General features: G+C 62.3%; 13 protein-coding genes and 1 pseudogene. 6 read left to right on the top strand and 8 right to left on the bottom strand.

The window, feature by feature from the left end:
* Positions 1–90 precede the first annotated feature (90 nt).
* Complete coding sequence (locus NED97_RS05070) at positions 91–1,626, bottom strand: aldehyde dehydrogenase family protein (protein WP_252489639.1); 1,536 nt, start codon at positions 1,624–1,626, stop codon at positions 91–93.
* 280 nt (positions 1,627–1,906) lie between these two features.
* Here NED97_RS05070 and NED97_RS05075 point away from each other — a divergent pair.
* Positions 1,907–2,102: pseudogene (locus NED97_RS05075) on the top strand (proline dehydrogenase family protein); the annotation flags it as partial.
* Between the two features lie 63 nt (positions 2,103–2,165).
* Here the strand turns inward: NED97_RS05075 and NED97_RS05080 are convergent.
* On the bottom strand, positions 2,166–2,888 hold the full coding sequence (locus tag NED97_RS05080; protein WP_252489640.1) for a helix-turn-helix domain-containing protein: 723 nt from the start codon (positions 2,886–2,888) through the stop codon (positions 2,166–2,168).
* Positions 2,889–3,018: 130 nt separating this feature from the next.
* Positions 3,019–4,191: a M24 family metallopeptidase gene (locus tag NED97_RS05085; RefSeq protein WP_252489641.1), complete on the bottom strand. Its 1,173-nt coding sequence runs from the start codon at positions 4,189–4,191 to the stop codon at positions 3,019–3,021.
* A 141-nt stretch (positions 4,192–4,332) separates the two neighbouring features.
* Between NED97_RS05085 and NED97_RS05090 the strand changes: the two genes are divergently transcribed.
* Positions 4,333–5,742 (top strand): sodium:solute symporter family protein, encoded by a 1,410-nt coding sequence (locus NED97_RS05090; protein ID WP_252490572.1) that lies wholly within the window; start codon positions 4,333–4,335, stop codon positions 5,740–5,742.
* A gap of 141 nt (positions 5,743–5,883) precedes the next feature.
* On the opposite strand, the gene NED97_RS05095 is transcribed toward NED97_RS05090, so the two are convergent.
* Together NED97_RS05095 and NED97_RS05100 are read right to left on the bottom strand one after the other, a co-directional pair.
* Positions 5,884–6,330, bottom strand: a complete 447-nt coding sequence (locus tag NED97_RS05095; protein WP_252489642.1) for a hypothetical protein — start codon at positions 6,328–6,330, stop codon at positions 5,884–5,886.
* 102 nt (positions 6,331–6,432) lie between these two features.
* The gene (locus NED97_RS05100) at positions 6,433–7,242 is read right to left on the bottom strand and encodes an RIO1 family regulatory kinase/ATPase domain-containing protein (RefSeq protein ID WP_252489643.1); all 810 of its coding nucleotides are present in this window, start codon (positions 7,240–7,242) and stop codon (positions 6,433–6,435) included.
* A 240-nt stretch (positions 7,243–7,482) separates the two neighbouring features.
* Between NED97_RS05100 and NED97_RS05105 the strand changes: the two genes are divergently transcribed.
* The 3 genes from NED97_RS05105 (at position 7,483) to NED97_RS05115 (ending at position 10,107) form a co-directional block, all read left to right on the top strand.
* A complete protein-coding gene (locus NED97_RS05105; protein ID WP_252489644.1) occupies positions 7,483–8,679 on the top strand; it encodes a DUF7544 domain-containing protein in 1,197 nt (398 codons plus the stop codon).
* Between the two features lie 65 nt (positions 8,680–8,744).
* Complete coding sequence (locus NED97_RS05110; RefSeq protein WP_252489645.1) at positions 8,745–9,887, top strand: acyl-CoA dehydrogenase family protein; 1,143 nt, start codon at positions 8,745–8,747, stop codon at positions 9,885–9,887.
* 4 nt (positions 9,888–9,891) lie between these two features.
* On the top strand, positions 9,892–10,107 hold the full coding sequence (locus NED97_RS05115; protein WP_252489646.1) for a hypothetical protein: 216 nt from the start codon (positions 9,892–9,894) through the stop codon (positions 10,105–10,107).
* A gap of 35 nt (positions 10,108–10,142) precedes the next feature.
* On the opposite strand, the gene NED97_RS05120 is transcribed toward NED97_RS05115, so the two are convergent.
* The 3 genes from NED97_RS05120 to NED97_RS05130 all read right to left on the bottom strand — a co-directional run bounded on the left by NED97_RS05120 (position 10,143) and on the right by NED97_RS05130 (position 13,177).
* Positions 10,143–10,649: a DUF2062 domain-containing protein gene (locus tag NED97_RS05120; protein ID WP_252489647.1), complete on the bottom strand. Its 507-nt coding sequence runs from the start codon at positions 10,647–10,649 to the stop codon at positions 10,143–10,145.
* Between the two features lie 242 nt (positions 10,650–10,891).
* Complete coding sequence (locus NED97_RS05125; protein ID WP_252489648.1) at positions 10,892–12,148, bottom strand: Glu/Leu/Phe/Val family dehydrogenase; 1,257 nt, start codon at positions 12,146–12,148, stop codon at positions 10,892–10,894.
* A gap of 174 nt (positions 12,149–12,322) precedes the next feature.
* Positions 12,323–13,177 (bottom strand): HpcH/HpaI aldolase/citrate lyase family protein, encoded by an 855-nt coding sequence (locus tag NED97_RS05130; RefSeq protein ID WP_252489649.1) that lies wholly within the window; start codon positions 13,175–13,177, stop codon positions 12,323–12,325.
* A 1,070-nt stretch (positions 13,178–14,247) separates the two neighbouring features.
* On the opposite strand from NED97_RS05130, the gene NED97_RS05135 reads away from it, so the two are divergent.
* Positions 14,248–15,531, top strand: coding sequence for a Cdc6/Cdc18 family protein (locus tag NED97_RS05135; protein ID WP_252489650.1), 1,284 nt, complete (start codon positions 14,248–14,250; stop codon positions 15,529–15,531).
* Positions 15,532–15,591 lie beyond the last annotated feature (60 nt).

Here is a 15,591-nt window from a genome sequence, read left to right on the forward strand (position 1 = left end):
GCCTCGCTTTCGTCTACCGATGCTCTCGTCACGTCGAGCGAGACGCTACTGGACGAGTAGCTCGAAAAAGCCCGCAGTCGAACGCGGCGGTTAGTCGTCTCGCGTCACGATATCCGCCGACAGCCCCTGTGCCATCTCGATATCCTTGGAGTTGTTCAGCGTCCAGGCGGTGCGCTCGGTGACGGCCTCGATGGCCTCTCGAGCCGAGGGGTAGCCGTTGCCGGATTTCTTCACGCCGCCGAAGGGAAGCTGGACCTCCGCGCCGATACACGGCAAGTTCGCGTACGCGAGGCCGATTTCGGCGCGATCGCGGAAGTAGTTGATCTGGCGGTAGTCCTCCGAGATGATCGCGCCAGCCAGCCCGTAAGGCGTGTCGTTGTGGATTTCGACGGCGTCCTCGATGTCACCCGAGTACTCGATCAGGGCGACGTGGGGACCGAAACACTCCTCCTGGAGACAGCGCAGGTCGGAGTCGTACTCGATCTCGTAGACGAACGGCCCGACCCAGTGGCCGTCCTCGTGACCCTCCGGGATCTCGTCGTCCTCGAGTTCGAACCGGTCGACGAGCACGTTGGCACCCTCCTGCTGGGCGAGTTCGTTGTGTTTGCGGATCTTCTCGACGTGCTCGGCCTCGATGGCCGGCCCCATGAACGTGTCCTCCTCCAGGGGGTCGCCGACCGCGACGTCCTCGGCGATATCGACGTACCGCTCCTTGAACTCGTCGTAGACGTCCTCGTGGACGATCAGGCGCTCGCTCGAGACGCAGCGCTGGCCGGTCGTCTTGAAACTCGACATGATCGCCGAGTGGACGGCCATGTCCAGATCCGCCTCCTCGGTGATGACGATCCCGTTCTTGCCGCCCATCTCGCAGGCCGCGAGTTTGCCGGGTTCGCCGCCGACCTTGCCGGCGATCTCGTGACCGACCTCCGCGGAGCCGGTGAAGAGCACCGTATCGACGCGGCCGTCGTCGGTGATCGCCGCGCCGGCGTCGCCGAAGCCCTGGACCATGTTGAAGACGCCCTCGGGGATGCCCGACTCCTCCATCATTTCGGCGATGATCTGGCCGCACCACGGCGTCTGCTCGGCGGGCTTCCAGACGACCGTGTTGCCCTCGACGAGCGCGATGGCCATGTGCCAGAACGGGATCGCGACCGGGAAGTTCCAGGGCGTGATACAGCCGATGACGCCGCGGGGTTTCCGGCGCATGTAGGCGTCCTTCGAGCCGACCTCGCTCGGGACGAGGTCGCCGTGGGGGTGACGAGCGTTGCCGGCGGCCCACTCGACCATGTGCCAGGCTTCGGTGACATCGGCTTTCCCCTCCGAGATCTCCTTGCCGCACTCCTTGGAGACGACCTCGCCGAGTTCCTCGTGTCGCTCACGGAGCTCGTGGTAGATGTCCCAGAGGTACTCCGCGCGGTCGATGTAGGAGAGGTTGCGCCACTCGTCGAAAGCGTCCTCGGCGGCCTCGAGTGCGGCGTCGACGTCGTCGGTCGTTCCGCGGTGGAACTCCGCGAGGGTCTCTCCCGTCGCCGGGTTCTCGCTCTCGAACGTCTCCGAACCCGTCCCCTTCGTCCACTCGCCACCGATGTAGTGCTCGTGGAGCTGAGCGCTGGTTTGCTGCGACATATCTTCTAGTTAGGTACCGATCCTATGTAATTCCCACCGATCATGGTCTCCCGTGCGCCGGCGCTTTATTTCTCGATCGTGATATTCTAACGAGTTGGTCGGATAGTGGCTTATGGTGATCGTCTCGCGGATCTAGGACGAATGATTCCGCCTATCGTGAACACGTCCGTCGCGGGGGAGACACCCGTCGAGGCACTCGAGCGCACAGCCGGTCAACGAGCAGAGCGTCACCGCGATCTGTAACTTGCTCGGCGATTATCGCCCGTGCCCGGCGGATACACAAAATCACGGGACACCGTACGAGGTACAGATGGTGATGGGCGTCCGGACCGACGCACAGCACGAACTGGCCGCCGAGAGCGTCGACGTCTACCAGTATGTACCCTACGACTTTTAGGTGGTTTTACTACTTCTACCGACAGGTCCGCGAGCGGAAGGCGAATTTCGTCTTTGCCCTCCGGGCGATCCTGAATTGACTGGCGCAACGAGCTATAACGGACTACTGCTACGACTCGAAATATAAACTACTGCTGCGGCGCCTACGGATCCAACAGCTTCGACTCGGCCGTCCGCAGGTGTTCGAGCAGCGTCGACTTCGCGATATCGAGGTCGTCGGCTAGTTCGCGCGTCGTTATCTCTCGGGGCCACTCGTAGTAGCCCGCCTCTCGGGCGTGCTCGAACACCTCGCGCTGGGCCGTCGTGAGCGTGTCGAGGCGCTGGTTGCGGGACGAACGATCGGCCGTATCGGCGGTCGTGATCGAGGTAACGGTAACCTCTGAACCAGTCTCTTCGCGGACGTTGTCCAGAGACTCCTGAATTCCGGACCGGTCACCGGCGAAACACAGGTTCCACACCTCGCTGCCGCCCTGGATGTGAACCGGTGCGCTGTGGACGAACCCGTTCTCGAGCAGCGTCGGACAGATCATCTCGTCGGGATCGTACTCGAGGAAGAACTCGCGGGCGACGTTCCCCGGTGCGTTGCGTGCGCGTCCGAATCGTTCTTGCAGCGCGAACAATTCTCCGGAGTGTTCGGAGTCGCGAATCGCGTTCAGGAGATCCCGAACCTCGGCGGTCGTGTCGCCGAACGCCGTAAACAACCCCTTGACCGTCTTCGGACTGCTTCCGTCCGTTTTCGGAGAATTATAGACCGCGTGAGCGAGCACCCCGCCCCCCGTTCGATCGGTTGCTTCGATGGCCCAGCAGTTCGGATGCCACAGATCGAGGGTCAACCGAACGCTCGATACCTCGCCCTTCGTACTCATGTGTAATCCTGTCTTTAGCAGGGATTTCTATGTTGTGTTCTCGAGGGGAGATCCCCAATCGATGATCGCGTCGGATACGCGTGCGGGTACCGGACGGAGCGTTGCCGTCGAGCGTCCCGTCGCCGATCACTCAAACGATCAGGCTCTCGAGATCGCGCGGATAGTACGTCAGCGTCTCCGTTCCGTTTTCGGTCACCAGCACCGTGTCGGAGTGCCGAAAGCCGCCCAGGTCGGGGACGTAGAACCCGGGCTCGACCGTGAACAGTTCGCCCGGTCGGATCTCGCCCTCCTGATCGACGTCGAGAAACGGCCGTTCGTGACCTTCCATGCCGATGTTGTGGCCGACGTGGTGTTGGGTGTACTCGGCGACCCCCTGCTCCTCGTAGTAGTTGACGACCGCCTCTTCGACGGCGGCGTACTCGACGCCCGGCTCGATCGCGTCGATCGCGATTTCCTGGGACTCTTTCATGATTTCGAAGTACGTCCGCTGATCGTCCGACGCCTCGCCGACGAACATCGTCCGCTCGAGTTCAGTTGTGTAGCCGCCGACATTTGGTTTGACGATGGTGACGATATTGTCGCCGCGTTCGATTCTCGTCGTCTGGTCCTTGTTGTGCGGGAGCGCGGTCACGTCACCGGTTGTAAACATGCATTGCATCGGGTTCGCCCACGTTCGCATCTCGTACCGGTTGCCGAGCGTGTCGAGCATCGTCTTGACGGCTTCGGCCTCGACTTCCGCACGAACTTCGATCGGTCGCCGGCCGACTTCGATCCGTTCTTGCAGGAGTTGGTGACCGAGGTTGGCCCAGACGCTGGCCTCCCGAATGAGTTCGATCTCGCGGTCGCTTTTCGTCTCCCGCATGTCGGTCACGTACTCCTCAACGCCGACGTCCGCGTCGACGAGTTCCGAGAGTGCGGGGCCGGTGTACCCGTTTCGCGCCGGACTCCCGTCAGAATCGACTGCAATCGTACCGTCGGCAATCCCAAGCCGGTCACATATTTCAGCAACCGACTTCATCGGTTCGCCCTGAGGATAATCGAAGTACGAAATCACATCATCGATCAGAAACTCATCCCGGGCGGCGTGCTCCCGTTCTAGACGAGGAACGACCGCTTCGACTCGCTCGTCGGTAAGACCGAGCGCGACCGGCCGCTCCGTCGGAAGATGGTACATCCCGCTTACGTAGTGAATGTTTAACGATCCAAATAGAACGAGGCCGTCGTATCCATCCGCTTTAGCGCGCTCCAGTAACTTTTGTTTTCGCTCGCGATATTCTGATTTGGGAATCGTGAGATCTGACATCAAGTGCCACCTGGTATGTACCACTATTAAAATTAGACCCGACTATGGACCCGTCCTAATATTATATAAAATCCTATGTATCTAATTGGGAAATTATTGGTCGGCCGTGTATTTAACACCCATGTTTTCTATTCCCACAGTATGGCAGTTGAGAGTAACATTACCTTACTATACATCGTCGGCGCGTATTTGGTCGTAATGCTCGGCGTTGGCGTCTGGGCGTACGGAAAAACGAATACTGCAGAGGACTTCATGGTCGCTGGCCGAAGCCTTGGCGCGGTGATCATCGCCGGGACGCTGCTCGCGACGTGGATGGGTTCCGGAACGATAACTGGCAGTAGGAACTCGGTTGCATATGGTAATGGGCTATTGCCTGCGATGCTCCTCGCAACAGGATCACTCATCGGTATCGGTTGTCTGAAGGCGCTCGCGCCGCGGATTCGGAGTTTCGACAAACTGACGATTCCCGCGATGATTGAGGAAGAGTTGGGCAAAGAAGGCCGAATCATCAGTCTGCTCGTGATTGCGTTCGCATATGTTGGGATCGTTTCTTACCAGTTCATCGGGCTCGGGTTTGTTTTGAATGTCACAGCCGGTATCTCGATCGAACAGGGGACGATCATTGGGGCAGTCATTATCATTGTACTTGCGGCGATAGGCGGACTCATGTCGGTTGCATACACCGACGCAATTAGCGCCTTCTTGATGCTCGGCGGTCTCGTGGTCGCAGTTCCGTTCGTAATCGTCGAGGCAGGGGGTTGGGCGGAAATCACCGCGAACGTACCCGAAACCCACCTCGATACGCTCGGGGATCTCTCTTTCCTCGAGTTCTTCGCGCTCTGGGCACCACCGCTTCTATTGCTTCTCGGCGATCAGAACATGTATCAGCGCATCATCGCCGGCGAAACTGACGAAGGGACCAATACAGGAATCGTTGCTTGGTTCGTCGGCGTTATCGCGTCGGCGATACTGATTCCTGTGATCGCGTTTTCCTCGCGCGCGATGTTTCCTGAACTCGACCCAGGAATGGCCCTGATCGCGACGACGACGGTAATTCCGACCTGGATCGGCGGCATCCTTCTGGCCGCCGCCGCGGCGTTTATCGTCACGACCGGTAGCTCCTACCTGCTTTCGGCCTGTACGAACCTCTCTCAAGACCTTTACGGGGAGTTTATCAATCCCGGCGCCTCCGATGAGCAAATTTTCTTGCTGACCCGAGCGTTCGTGGTGATCCTCGGGATCTTCGCGTTCGTTCTCGGGCAGTACTTCCCGACCGTCCTCGAGGTCCAGATGTACTCGTACACGGCCTACGGAGCCGCGATCACGCCCCCGCTGCTGGCGATCTTCCTGATGCGGGAGCGACTGACCAAACTCGGCGGTCTCTCCGGGATGATCGTCGGCGCTCTGCTCGCGATCACGTGGGACACGGTGCTCGCAAGTCCGTACGGGCTGGATGCGGTGATCGTCGCGGCGCCGATCGGCGGACTGCTCATCGTCGTCGTCAGCTACCTCACGGGTAGTTCATCGACGCCGTCGGCGGCTCGCGCCTGATTCGGACGGCAACCCGTCCGACTACTATCGGCGCTATTGTGCGAGATCCCGTCGGACGACGCTCGGGACGGCGAGCGCGTCGGTATCGACGTCGTTCGTACCCGAAACTCGGAGGCGGAGATCGCTCGGAACCGAAGACTCCTACCGATTCTCCTTCGAACCGCGATCTTTCGTTACCGTCCGGTCGCCCTCCGGCGGCGTGTCCTCGGTTTCGGGGTGGCGTTCCGCGCCGGCCTCGTCCATCTCCTCGGTCGACGGCTCCATAGCCTCGCCGGATCTTCCCGCTTCGTCTCCCGTTTCTTCGGCGTGCTCGGTGTCGGGATCGGTGCTTCCCTCGGCGTCTCCGTCTCGAGACGAGCGATTTCTCTCGAGACGAACCGCGTCGTCGGTGACCGCCTCGACGTCCTCCTCGTCGATCGGGGACGCACCCTCCTCGTCGGTCTCTCGGCCGAACACGGCGTTGATCGCGTCCAGTGCGCTCGGATCTCGTTCGACGTAAGCCGTCGCGCCGTCGACCGATACCACGACGCCGATCGTCTCGCCGCCCGCGGTCTCGACGTGCTTGCCGATCTCGTCGTCGGTGAACATAGACGACGGTACTCTGACGCCGGAAAAGCCTGTGGTGCCTGCATTGGCGTGGGAATCCGAACCACGACGGGCGACCGGTTCGAGCGCCGGTCGACGATCGACTCACCGACGGCCCAGATCCGCCGCCTTCTCGAGTTCGCTCCGCAGCGTCGTCGAATCGAACTCGTGATCCGGTCGCAGTCGGACGAAGTCGAGGAAGCGGCGGGCCGAGAGGAGCGAGTCGGAATCGTACGCGGTCGACGCCGCGTAGACGGCGTCGCGAGCGCCGATACGCGGCTCGAGGACGGCGAGCGCGCAGGCGAGGTCGTAGGCGGTCGTCTCGGCGACGCGGTCCTCGTGGACGCTGGTCGCGTCGATGAAGTAGAGCTCGCCGTCACAGAACAGGATGTTCTCGGCCCGGAGGTCGCCGTGGGCCAGCCCGTTCTCGTGTAGCGTCGACAGCATCTCGAACAGCTCCGGCGCGCGCTTCGTGACGGCGGCGTCGGAGACGTCCTCGAGCGACTCGAACGCCGGCAGATACTCGAGGACGAGGACGCCGAGCCCGTTGACCTCGAAGGCGTCGATCGGCCGCGGCGCGTTGACGCCGATCTCGCGCATCCGTCTGGTCGCCTCGTACTCGTGTTCGACCATCTCGCGGGGCGTATCGAACCGGTCGAAGAAGCCGCCCGTTCCCGAGGAGACCGCACCGACGTTGCGGCCGGTCGTCAGGAGCGCGTGGACGAGCGCGTTCTGTCGAGAGACGATCTTGACGAACCACTCGTCGTCGATGACACACGGCGTCGATAGCCAGTTGTCCGCCTCGAGGAACTCGACGCGAACGTCTTCCCGACCGTACCGATCCGCCAGCGTGTGGATCACGCGCTCGATGCGGCTCCACTCGACGGTCCCTCGAGCGAGCTGGCGGATGTCCATACGTCGGAAGGAGGGCACAAAGGGTTAAATGCCTCCCGAAGTGTCGTGATCGGGACGGGTCAGTCGTGTGTGTATTGGGTAGCGTGAACGTCGTTCTTCTCTTCGAACGACGCCGTCGAACCGGTGCGAAGACTGCCGTCGTACCGATATCTGCCGGTTCGTCGTTCTCGCCCGCTGATCGGTCCCGAGGGAGTTAGAACAGTATTACTTTCAACGGCGCGATGATACGGTCGAGTACGTATGGACGCTGTCGACGACCTCAGAGATTCTATCGACGCGACGAGAAATTTCCTGACGCCGGTACGGGCCGGCGTGTGGCTTCGCCTTGCGATCGTCGCGCTCTTCGTTGGCGGCTTCGGGACGGGCGCCCCGTCGATCCCGTCGGGTGACGTCGGTCCGGCAGAAGAGCGAGCACCGGACGTGAGCCCCGGAGAGATCCCCGAGGAGGCGCTGGCCGCCGTGGCCGTCGCTCTCGGCCTCCTGTTTCTCCTCTGGCTACTCTTCGCGTTTATTTCGGCGGTTATGGAGTTCGTTTTCATCGAATCGCTGCGCTCGACCGAGGTCCGCGTTCGACGGTACGCGAACGAGAACGTCGGTCGAGGGATCCGACTGTTCGGGTTTCGAGTGTTCGTCGTCCTCGCCGGGATCGCGATCGTCGGAACGCCCGTCGCGGCGCTCCTTCTCGGTCTCGGCGGACTCGAGGCGACGAGCGGGACGTTCATCGCCGTGGCGTTGTTTGCGATACCCGTCTACCTGGTGTACGCCATCGTGAACCGGTTTACCTCCGAGTTCGTCGCACCGATCATGCTACTCGAGAACCGCGGCGTTCTCGGCGCGTGGAGTCGGTTCTGGTCGACGTTCAGATCGAACTCGACGGAGTACGTGGTCTACCTGCTGCTGGTCTGGATCGTCCAGGCCGCGGTCGGACTCGCCGTCAGTATCCTCGTGCTCATCGGCGGGATCGTCGTCGCGATTCCGTTCGCGCTGCTCGCCTTCGCGTTCTTCCTGCTGGGAGATATCGGTGCGATTTTCGCGGCGATCGTCGCCGTCGTCGGCATCGTCACGTTCGTCCTGTTCGCGCTCCTCGTCCAGGTGCCGATCGTCTCCTACTTCAAGTACTACGCCCTGCTGTTGCTCGGCGACACCGACGCGGAACTCGATCTCATCCCCGACCAGCGGGCGGCGATCCGGACCGACGGCGGCGAGGGGCCGACCGACGTCGATGGTACGGAGCCGGCAGCCCCGGCCGATCGGTGGGAGAGTGGAGAGAGCGAGGGGAGCGACGATCGGGACGCGACCTCGGACGACGACTGGCAGGCCGACTACGGGTGGACCGACGAGGACGAGATGGACGACTGGGACGACCGTGCGGATCGTTCGGATCGTGAGGATCGGAGCGAGGATGAGGATCGCGACGACGAGGACCGCGGCTGGTAGGCCGCTATCCCTCGATTTGATTACGTTTTCGGAGCGTTTATTCCGGATGCTGGCAAGTATTGCATATGGACTTCGACCTGCCGGACGAGCATCGGATGGTCCAGGAGACGGTCAGGGACTTCTGTCAGCAGGAGATCGAACCGATCGCCCAGGAGATCGAGGACGAACACCGGTTCCCCGACGAGATCTTCGACCAGCTCGCCGAACTGGACATGATGGGCGTTCCGATCGACGAGGAGTACGGCGGTCTCGGCGGCGACACGCTGATGTACTCGCTGGTCGCCGAGGAGATCGGTCGCGTCTCCGGTTCGGTCGGCCTCTCCTACGTCGCACACATCTCGCTGGCGTCGAAACCGCTCGAGTTGTTCGGCACGCCCGAGCAGAAAGAGCGCTGGCTGCGACCGCTCGCGGAGGGCGAGTACATGGGCGGCTGGGCGCTGACGGAACCGAGCAGCGGTTCGGACGCCTCCGACATGGACACGGTAGCCGAAAAAGACGGCGACGAGTGGGTGCTCAACGGCACCAAGCAGTTCATCACGAACGCCTCCGAGGCGGGCTCGGTGCTGGTCAAGGCCGTCACCGATCCCGGCGCCGGCTACGACGGCATCTCGACGTTCATCGTCGATCCCGAGGCTGACGACGGCTTCGAGGTGACGACGATCTGGGACAAGATGGGGCTGAACGCCTCCCCGACCTGCGAGATTACGCTCGACGACGTCCGCCTCTCCGAGGATCGTCTGCTCGGCGAGGAAGGCGAGGGCTGGAACCAGACCAAGAAGACCCTCGACGGCGGTCGCATCTCGATCGCGGCGCTCTCGACTGGACTGGCTCAGGGCGCCTACGAACACGCCAAAAAGTACAGCCAGGAGCGCGAGCAGTTCGGACAGCCGATCTCCGAGTTCGACGCGATCCGGGACAAGATCGTCGACATGCACCGCAAGACCGAACGCGCGCGGCTGCTCACACACCAGTCCGCGTACCGGTACGACCAGGGAGAACCCGTTACGCGGGAGTCCGCCCTCGCGAAACTCGACGCCAGCGAAGCCGCACGAGAGGTCGCCGAGGAGGCCGTCCAGGTGCTCGGCGGCTACGGCTACACCACGGACTTCGCGCCGCAGCGGTTCTACCGCGACGCCAAGCTGATGGAGATCGGCGAGGGGACGAGCGAGATTCAACACCTCGTCATCGGTCGAGAGCTCGGCCTGTAGCGCGATGCTCGTGACCGCTGTCGGAATCGTCCTCGTCGCCGTCGGGATCGCCGGCGTTCGGTACGCGCCCGCGATCGTCGAAACCCAGCGTCGACAGCGGATGGCGCCACTGGAGAACGAGGAACTCGACGAGTCCGATCGCGTTCGGGCCACGAAAGGAACCGGTGTGGTCGTCGTGCTGGTCGGTCTCGCGCTCGTCGGCTACGGCGCCGGGCTATAGCAACAACGTTTCAGCGGCTACGATGATCTAGCTCACTATCGGCGGAACGGACCGAATACCGTCGACGCGATCGATTTTCCGGAGCACTGCCGTTTTCGCTGCCGGTGGATTCGCGTGAGAGAGACGACGAGCGCGTAACTCAGTATCGAAAGGAGAACGGCAATCACCAGGTTGCCGACCAGGAGCTGTCTGACGGCTACTCCTGCCGTTTCGGTGAGCGACGTGCTCGTCGTACTCGAGTACAGCGACCGATTTCCGAGGAGCACGCCGCCCGTCTGATAGCTCGCGACGTAGACGGCCGGCTTGACGAACGGGTTGAGAACGGCGACCGATGCGATGATCGCGGGCTTGCTGATCCACGACCACCAGGCTGCGAGTCCGGCCAGTAGACCGATCCCGAGTCCACCGGTCGGCATGGCCGTCACGAAGATTCCGACCGAGAAGCTCAGCCCGACCTCGTGGGGCGTGTGCTCCTCCTGAAGCGCGCTCGTCAGCTTCTGACGAACGCGGTCGCGATATCTAGCCACCCGTTCTCGGATCACGCTCTGTGGATCGGTATTGTCCAGTCGTCAAAAAGATATCGACGTTCCCGGGATTCGGGTCAACAGTCCGACATCACTTCCCTGGTTGTGGTATGGTATACTGGGGCGCACGTTACAGGAATCTGAGCGGTCCAGACCAGGTCGAGCGAGTCGGTCCGATCCGTCGAATGTAGAGGACTCTTTCACCGAGAGCGAACGATCAACGGAACGAGACGGCCGCCAGGTCGAGGCTTCCTTCCGGTTTAGGGCCAACTGCCGCTTTCGTCGTAGGCGTCCGCGACGCGCTGGATCGCGACGACGTAGGCCGCTGTTCGGGGGTTGTCGAGGTCGCGTTCCTCGAGCGAGTCGACCAGCGCGTCGAAGGCGTCGACGATGAGGTCCTCGAGTTCCTCGTTGACTCGCTCCTCGGTCCAGTAGAAGCGCTGGCGGTTCTGCACCCACTCGAAGTACGAGACGGTGACACCGCCGGCGTTGGCGAGGATGTCCGGAACGACGAAGACGTCGCGCTCGGCGAGGGTGTCGTCCGCCTCGGGCGTCAGCGGCCCGTTTGCGGCCTCGGAGATGACGTCGGCCTCGACGTCCCGAGCGAGGTCGCCGTCGATCGCGTTCTCGAGGGCGGCGGGGATCAGCAGGTCCACGTCCAGCGTCAGGACGTCCTCGTTGGTGAGTTCCTCTTCGCTTTCCTCGTAGCCGACGACGGTGCCGGTCTCGCTCTTGTGGTCTTTCGCCGCAACCGGATCGAAGCCGTCGGGGTTGTAGATGCCGCCGCTCGAGTCGCTGGCGGCGACGACGGTCGCGCCCATCTCGTCCATCAGTTTGGCGGCGATCCAGCCGGCGTTGCCGTACCCCTGGACCGCGACGGTCGCGCCCTCGAGGTCCTTGTCGAGGTAGTCGAAGGCTTCGCGGGCGGCGATAACGGTCGACCGACCGGTCGCCTCGACGCGGCCCTCGCTCCCGCCGCTGGCGAGGTTCTTGCCCGTGACGACGCCCGGTTCCGTGGTGTGTTCGAGCGTCTCGTAGGTGTCCTTGATCCAGTTCATCTCCCGCTGGCCCGTGTTCACGTCGGGTGCGGGGATGTCCCGATCTTCGCCGACCAGCGGACGGAGCTCGGTCGCGAACGCGCGGGTGACTCGCTCGAGTTCCGCCTCGGAGTACTCGCTCGGGTCGATGGCGATCCCTCCCTTCCCGCCGCCGTACGGGATATCCGCCGTCGCACACTTGTAGACCATCCACCCCGAGAGGGCCTTTACCTCGTCGCGGTTGACGTCCGGATGGTAGCGGATTCCGCCCTTGTACGGACCGCGGTCGCCGTTGAACTGCGAACGGAAGGCTTTGAACCGCTCGAGGGTGCCGTCGTCGAGTTCGACCGTGAGGTTCGTCTCGAGGACGCGCTCGGGGTGTTTGAGTCGCTCGATCACGTCCTCACTCACGTCGAGGTAGGCGGCAGCGTCGTCGATCTGTGACTGAAGACTTTCGAATGGATTCGCCTGCCCGGTCATACGAGCACGTTTACTCGACCGGAGGATAAGCGTAGCGAATATCTATCATAGGGGATCGGCCAGACGGTAATTTAGGATATTGTAATTTCATTTAATATGTAATCGACAGTTCAGTCCGGGAGTCGCAGCTTCGGACGGACACAAACCGCCGCGTGACGGTCGGCGAACGCGGGTTCAGCGATTCGCGGCGTCGGCTCGAGCGAGGATTCGTTCGGCCTGCGCGATAAGCGGCGCGTCGATCATCTCGCCGTCGACCTCGAAGACGCCCCGGCCCTCGGCGTCGGCCTCGCGTTTGGCCTCGAGGACGGTCTCAGCCCACTCGATCTCCTCGTCGGCGGGCGTGAACGCCTCGTTGATCGGCCCGACCTGTGCGGGATGGATCGCCAGCTTTCCGTCGTAACCCAGTCGGATGGCGAACGCGGTGTCCTCGCGAAGACGCTCCTCGTCTCCGAAGTCGGTGACGAGCGTGTCGATGGCCACGCAGTCGTGAGCCGCCGCCGCGAGGACGACCCGCTCACGCGCGTACAGCATCTCGGTTCCTTCGGCCGTACGCGTCGCACCGACGTCGGCCGAGAGATCCTCGGCACCGAAGACGAGCGCGTCGGTCGCCGACACGGCCGCGATTTCGGGCGCCGCGAGCACGCCCGCCGCGCTCTCGATCAGCGCCAGCACGGGAATTCCCCGTTCGTACGACTCGAGCGAGTCGGTCAGATTACGGACGTCCTCGGCCGTCGCCGCTTTCGGAAGCATGACGCTGTCGAGCCGGAGCTCTCCGGATCCGCCGCAGAGACCCTCGAGATCGCGGTCGATCGCCGACTGCTCGGCGTTGACGCGTACGCAGACTTCGCAGTCGGGATCGAAATCGGGATCCTCGAGGAGTTCGCGGACGGTTTCGCGCGCTTCGTCCTTCCGCTGGGGGGAGACGGCGTCCTCGAGGTCGAACACGATCACGTCGGCATCAGAGTCGGGCGCCTTCCGAAGCATTTCCGGACGATCACCCGGCGTAAAGAGCACGCTTCTACGTACCATACTGCCGTGTGCGCGTACCGCCACCGTGAAAGTACGGGTCGTCCGCCTCGACAACGCTACCCGGAAGTACGCTGTCGCTCGCTTCGTTGGTCGGTGTTCGACCCGGGCCCCTCGTTCAGAGTGAAAGAGTGTGCGAGGGTGGACGGGGCGAGTGAGCGCTATGTGTCGCTCCGGTCCCCTTCGGCAGACGGGCAAGTACCGGCGTTCCGTCTCGAGGGGTGCTCGCTTCGACAATCGCTCGAGGGGCTCGAGGTTTTCACTCTGAACGAGGGGTGGCAAGCGATCGGATCGGGCGATGGGAGATCGGATTCGAGCATCAGCGACCGTCCGTAGGGAAACTGTCGCCGAGTGGGGTCCCCCACCCCTCACTCAGAGTGAAAGCGACGATTCACTCCGTCGGAATCGAACGCGGTCCGCCGTGGGTATTCACTCGAGGAGTCGTCGGAAAACCACGGAACTGTCGACGCTGCACGACACAGTACTCGATTACTCCGAAGAATCGAGTCGGGCCATACAGACCTCGACTAATTGAACGGAAACCGACTTCGAGTATCCTCGCCGTATGCGGTGATTCGAACCGGATCGTATCTCTGGGTTCGAACCGGATCATATCTCCGGAAACGTAACATACAATGCTATCTCTAGTAGCCTATCTACTAGTAGTATTAGTAGTAACTGTTACGAACGGAGAGCGTTCGCTCTCTGCGAGATACGACTACGCTCGAACAAATCTACTCAGACCTCGTAGAATAGTTTCCGGAAGTCGATCTGTAGAACGATTCTCCGTAATCCGTTCCCTCGATTCTCCTTCGCGAGTACTCCCCTCGGGTCTCGCAGCTGTCACACCGGGTGTTTCGGTCCAGTTTCACTCTGAACGAGGGGGGAGGGGGCGGGGATACCCGAGCGCGTGGCGTCGGACGCTCGAGGCCGCCGCGAGTTCAGTCTGCATCCGGCTCTACTGACGCTAGTCGAGATTTGGTCGAAATACGGGTCGATAGACACTCACACTGCCCGTTATCAGTCTGAGCTACCTTCCATAGTTTTATTATACGACTCTCCAAGAACGAGACATGACCGAGCAGGCGGGTGGGGATCCACTCTTTCAGTCACAGGATCCGATCTTCAATCGGAAGGAACTCCTTCACGTCGGTCACGTGCCCGAAGAGGATCGGATTGTCGGCCGGGACGACGAGATGCAGTCCGTCGCGGCCGAGGTTGGGGCGATCACGCGGGGGGATCCGCCGAACAACGTGATGATCTACGGCAAGACGGGAACGGGAAAGAGTCTCATCTCTCGCCACGTCGCGACCCGTGCCCAGGACGCCGCCGAGAACAACGAGATCGACTGCGGCGTGCTCTACGTCGACTGCTCCGAGGCGAACACCGAAACTCGCGCGACGCGACAGCTGGCGCTCAACCTCGCGGACCAGACCGGATACGAGGATCACATCCCCGTTCGAGGCGTCGGAACGATGGAGTACTACCAGCACATCTGGTCGATCCTCGAGTCATTTTTCGATTCGGTCGTCGTCATCCTGGACGAGATCGACAAACTGGACAACAGCAACATCCTGATGCAGCTTTCTCGAGCCCGCGAAGCGCGAAAAACCGACGCCTACATCGGCGTCATCGGCATCAGCAACAAGGTCCAGTACCGGGAGACGCTCGACGAGCGCATCGACAGCAGCTTCGGCCATCGCGAACTGTTCTTCCACCCCTACGACGCCTCGCAGCTCCGCGAGATCATGCGCAACCGTCAGGACGCCTTCCAGCCGGACGTTCTCGAGGACGGCACGATCGAACTCTGCGCCGCGCTCGCCGCCAAGAAACACGGCGACGCGCGAAAGGCGATCGAGATCCTCAAGGAGGCCGGCGAACTCGCGCGCCGGACCGGCTCGGAGACCGTTTCGGAGCGCCACATCCAGCAGGCCCAGGAGGTCGCCGAGATCAACCGAATCGAGGAACTGACCAGCGGGGCCACCGTCCACGCGAAACTGGCGCTGTACGCGCTGGCGAGTTGTATCGTCACCGGGAAGCGAGAGACGTACAAGACCCGGGAGGTTTACCAGCGCTACGTCGGCATCTGCGAACTGGTCGCGACCGATCCCATCACGGAGAACGGACTCTACCGCCAGCTCAAGGAACAGGCGTTCCTCGGCGTCATCGAATCGGAGAAGACCGGCGGCGGTCGATCGCAGGGGAGCTACCTCCTCCACCGGCTGGTCACCGATCCGAAACACATCGTCAAAGCCGTTCGCCGCGACTCCTCGCTCGAGGAACTGCCGCCGTACGATCGACTCGTCGACAGCAGCGGTTCGACGCGCGAACGCGTCGACCTCTCCTCGTTCTCGTAACTGACGGCCTTCGTTCTCGTAACCGACGACCCCGGTATCGACCACCGTTTCCGTCTCGCT

The organism is Natronococcus sp. CG52, assembly GCF_023913515.1.
In the GTDB taxonomy this organism is placed as follows: Archaea; Halobacteriota; Halobacteria; order Halobacteriales; family Natrialbaceae; genus Natronococcus; species Natronococcus zhouii.

Bases quoted from the DNA above. Each gene is read 5' to 3' on its own strand.
- NED97_RS05070 (WP_252489639.1), bottom strand. From the start codon at position 1,626: ATGTCGCAGCAAACCAGCGCTCAGCTCCACGAGCACTACATCGGTGGC.
- NED97_RS05080 (WP_252489640.1), bottom strand. From the start codon at position 2,888: ATGAGTACGAAGGGCGAGGTATCGAGCGTTCGGTTGACCCTCGATCTG.
- NED97_RS05085 (WP_252489641.1), bottom strand. From the start codon at position 4,191: ATGTCAGATCTCACGATTCCCAAATCAGAATATCGCGAGCGAAAACAA.
- NED97_RS05090 (WP_252490572.1), top strand. From the start codon at position 4,333: ATGGCAGTTGAGAGTAACATTACCTTACTATACATCGTCGGCGCGTAT.
- NED97_RS05095 (WP_252489642.1), bottom strand. From the start codon at position 6,330: ATGTTCACCGACGACGAGATCGGCAAGCACGTCGAGACCGCGGGCGGC.
- NED97_RS05100 (WP_252489643.1), bottom strand. From the start codon at position 7,242: ATGGACATCCGCCAGCTCGCTCGAGGGACCGTCGAGTGGAGCCGCATC.
- NED97_RS05105 (WP_252489644.1), top strand. From the start codon at position 7,483: ATGGACGCTGTCGACGACCTCAGAGATTCTATCGACGCGACGAGAAAT.
- NED97_RS05110 (WP_252489645.1), top strand. From the start codon at position 8,745: ATGGACTTCGACCTGCCGGACGAGCATCGGATGGTCCAGGAGACGGTC.
- NED97_RS05115 (WP_252489646.1), top strand. From the start codon at position 9,892: ATGCTCGTGACCGCTGTCGGAATCGTCCTCGTCGCCGTCGGGATCGCC.
- NED97_RS05125 (WP_252489648.1), bottom strand. From the start codon at position 12,148: ATGACCGGGCAGGCGAATCCATTCGAAAGTCTTCAGTCACAGATCGAC.
- NED97_RS05130 (WP_252489649.1), bottom strand. From the start codon at position 13,177: ATGGTACGTAGAAGCGTGCTCTTTACGCCGGGTGATCGTCCGGAAATG.
- NED97_RS05135 (WP_252489650.1), top strand. From the start codon at position 14,248: ATGACCGAGCAGGCGGGTGGGGATCCACTCTTTCAGTCACAGGATCCG.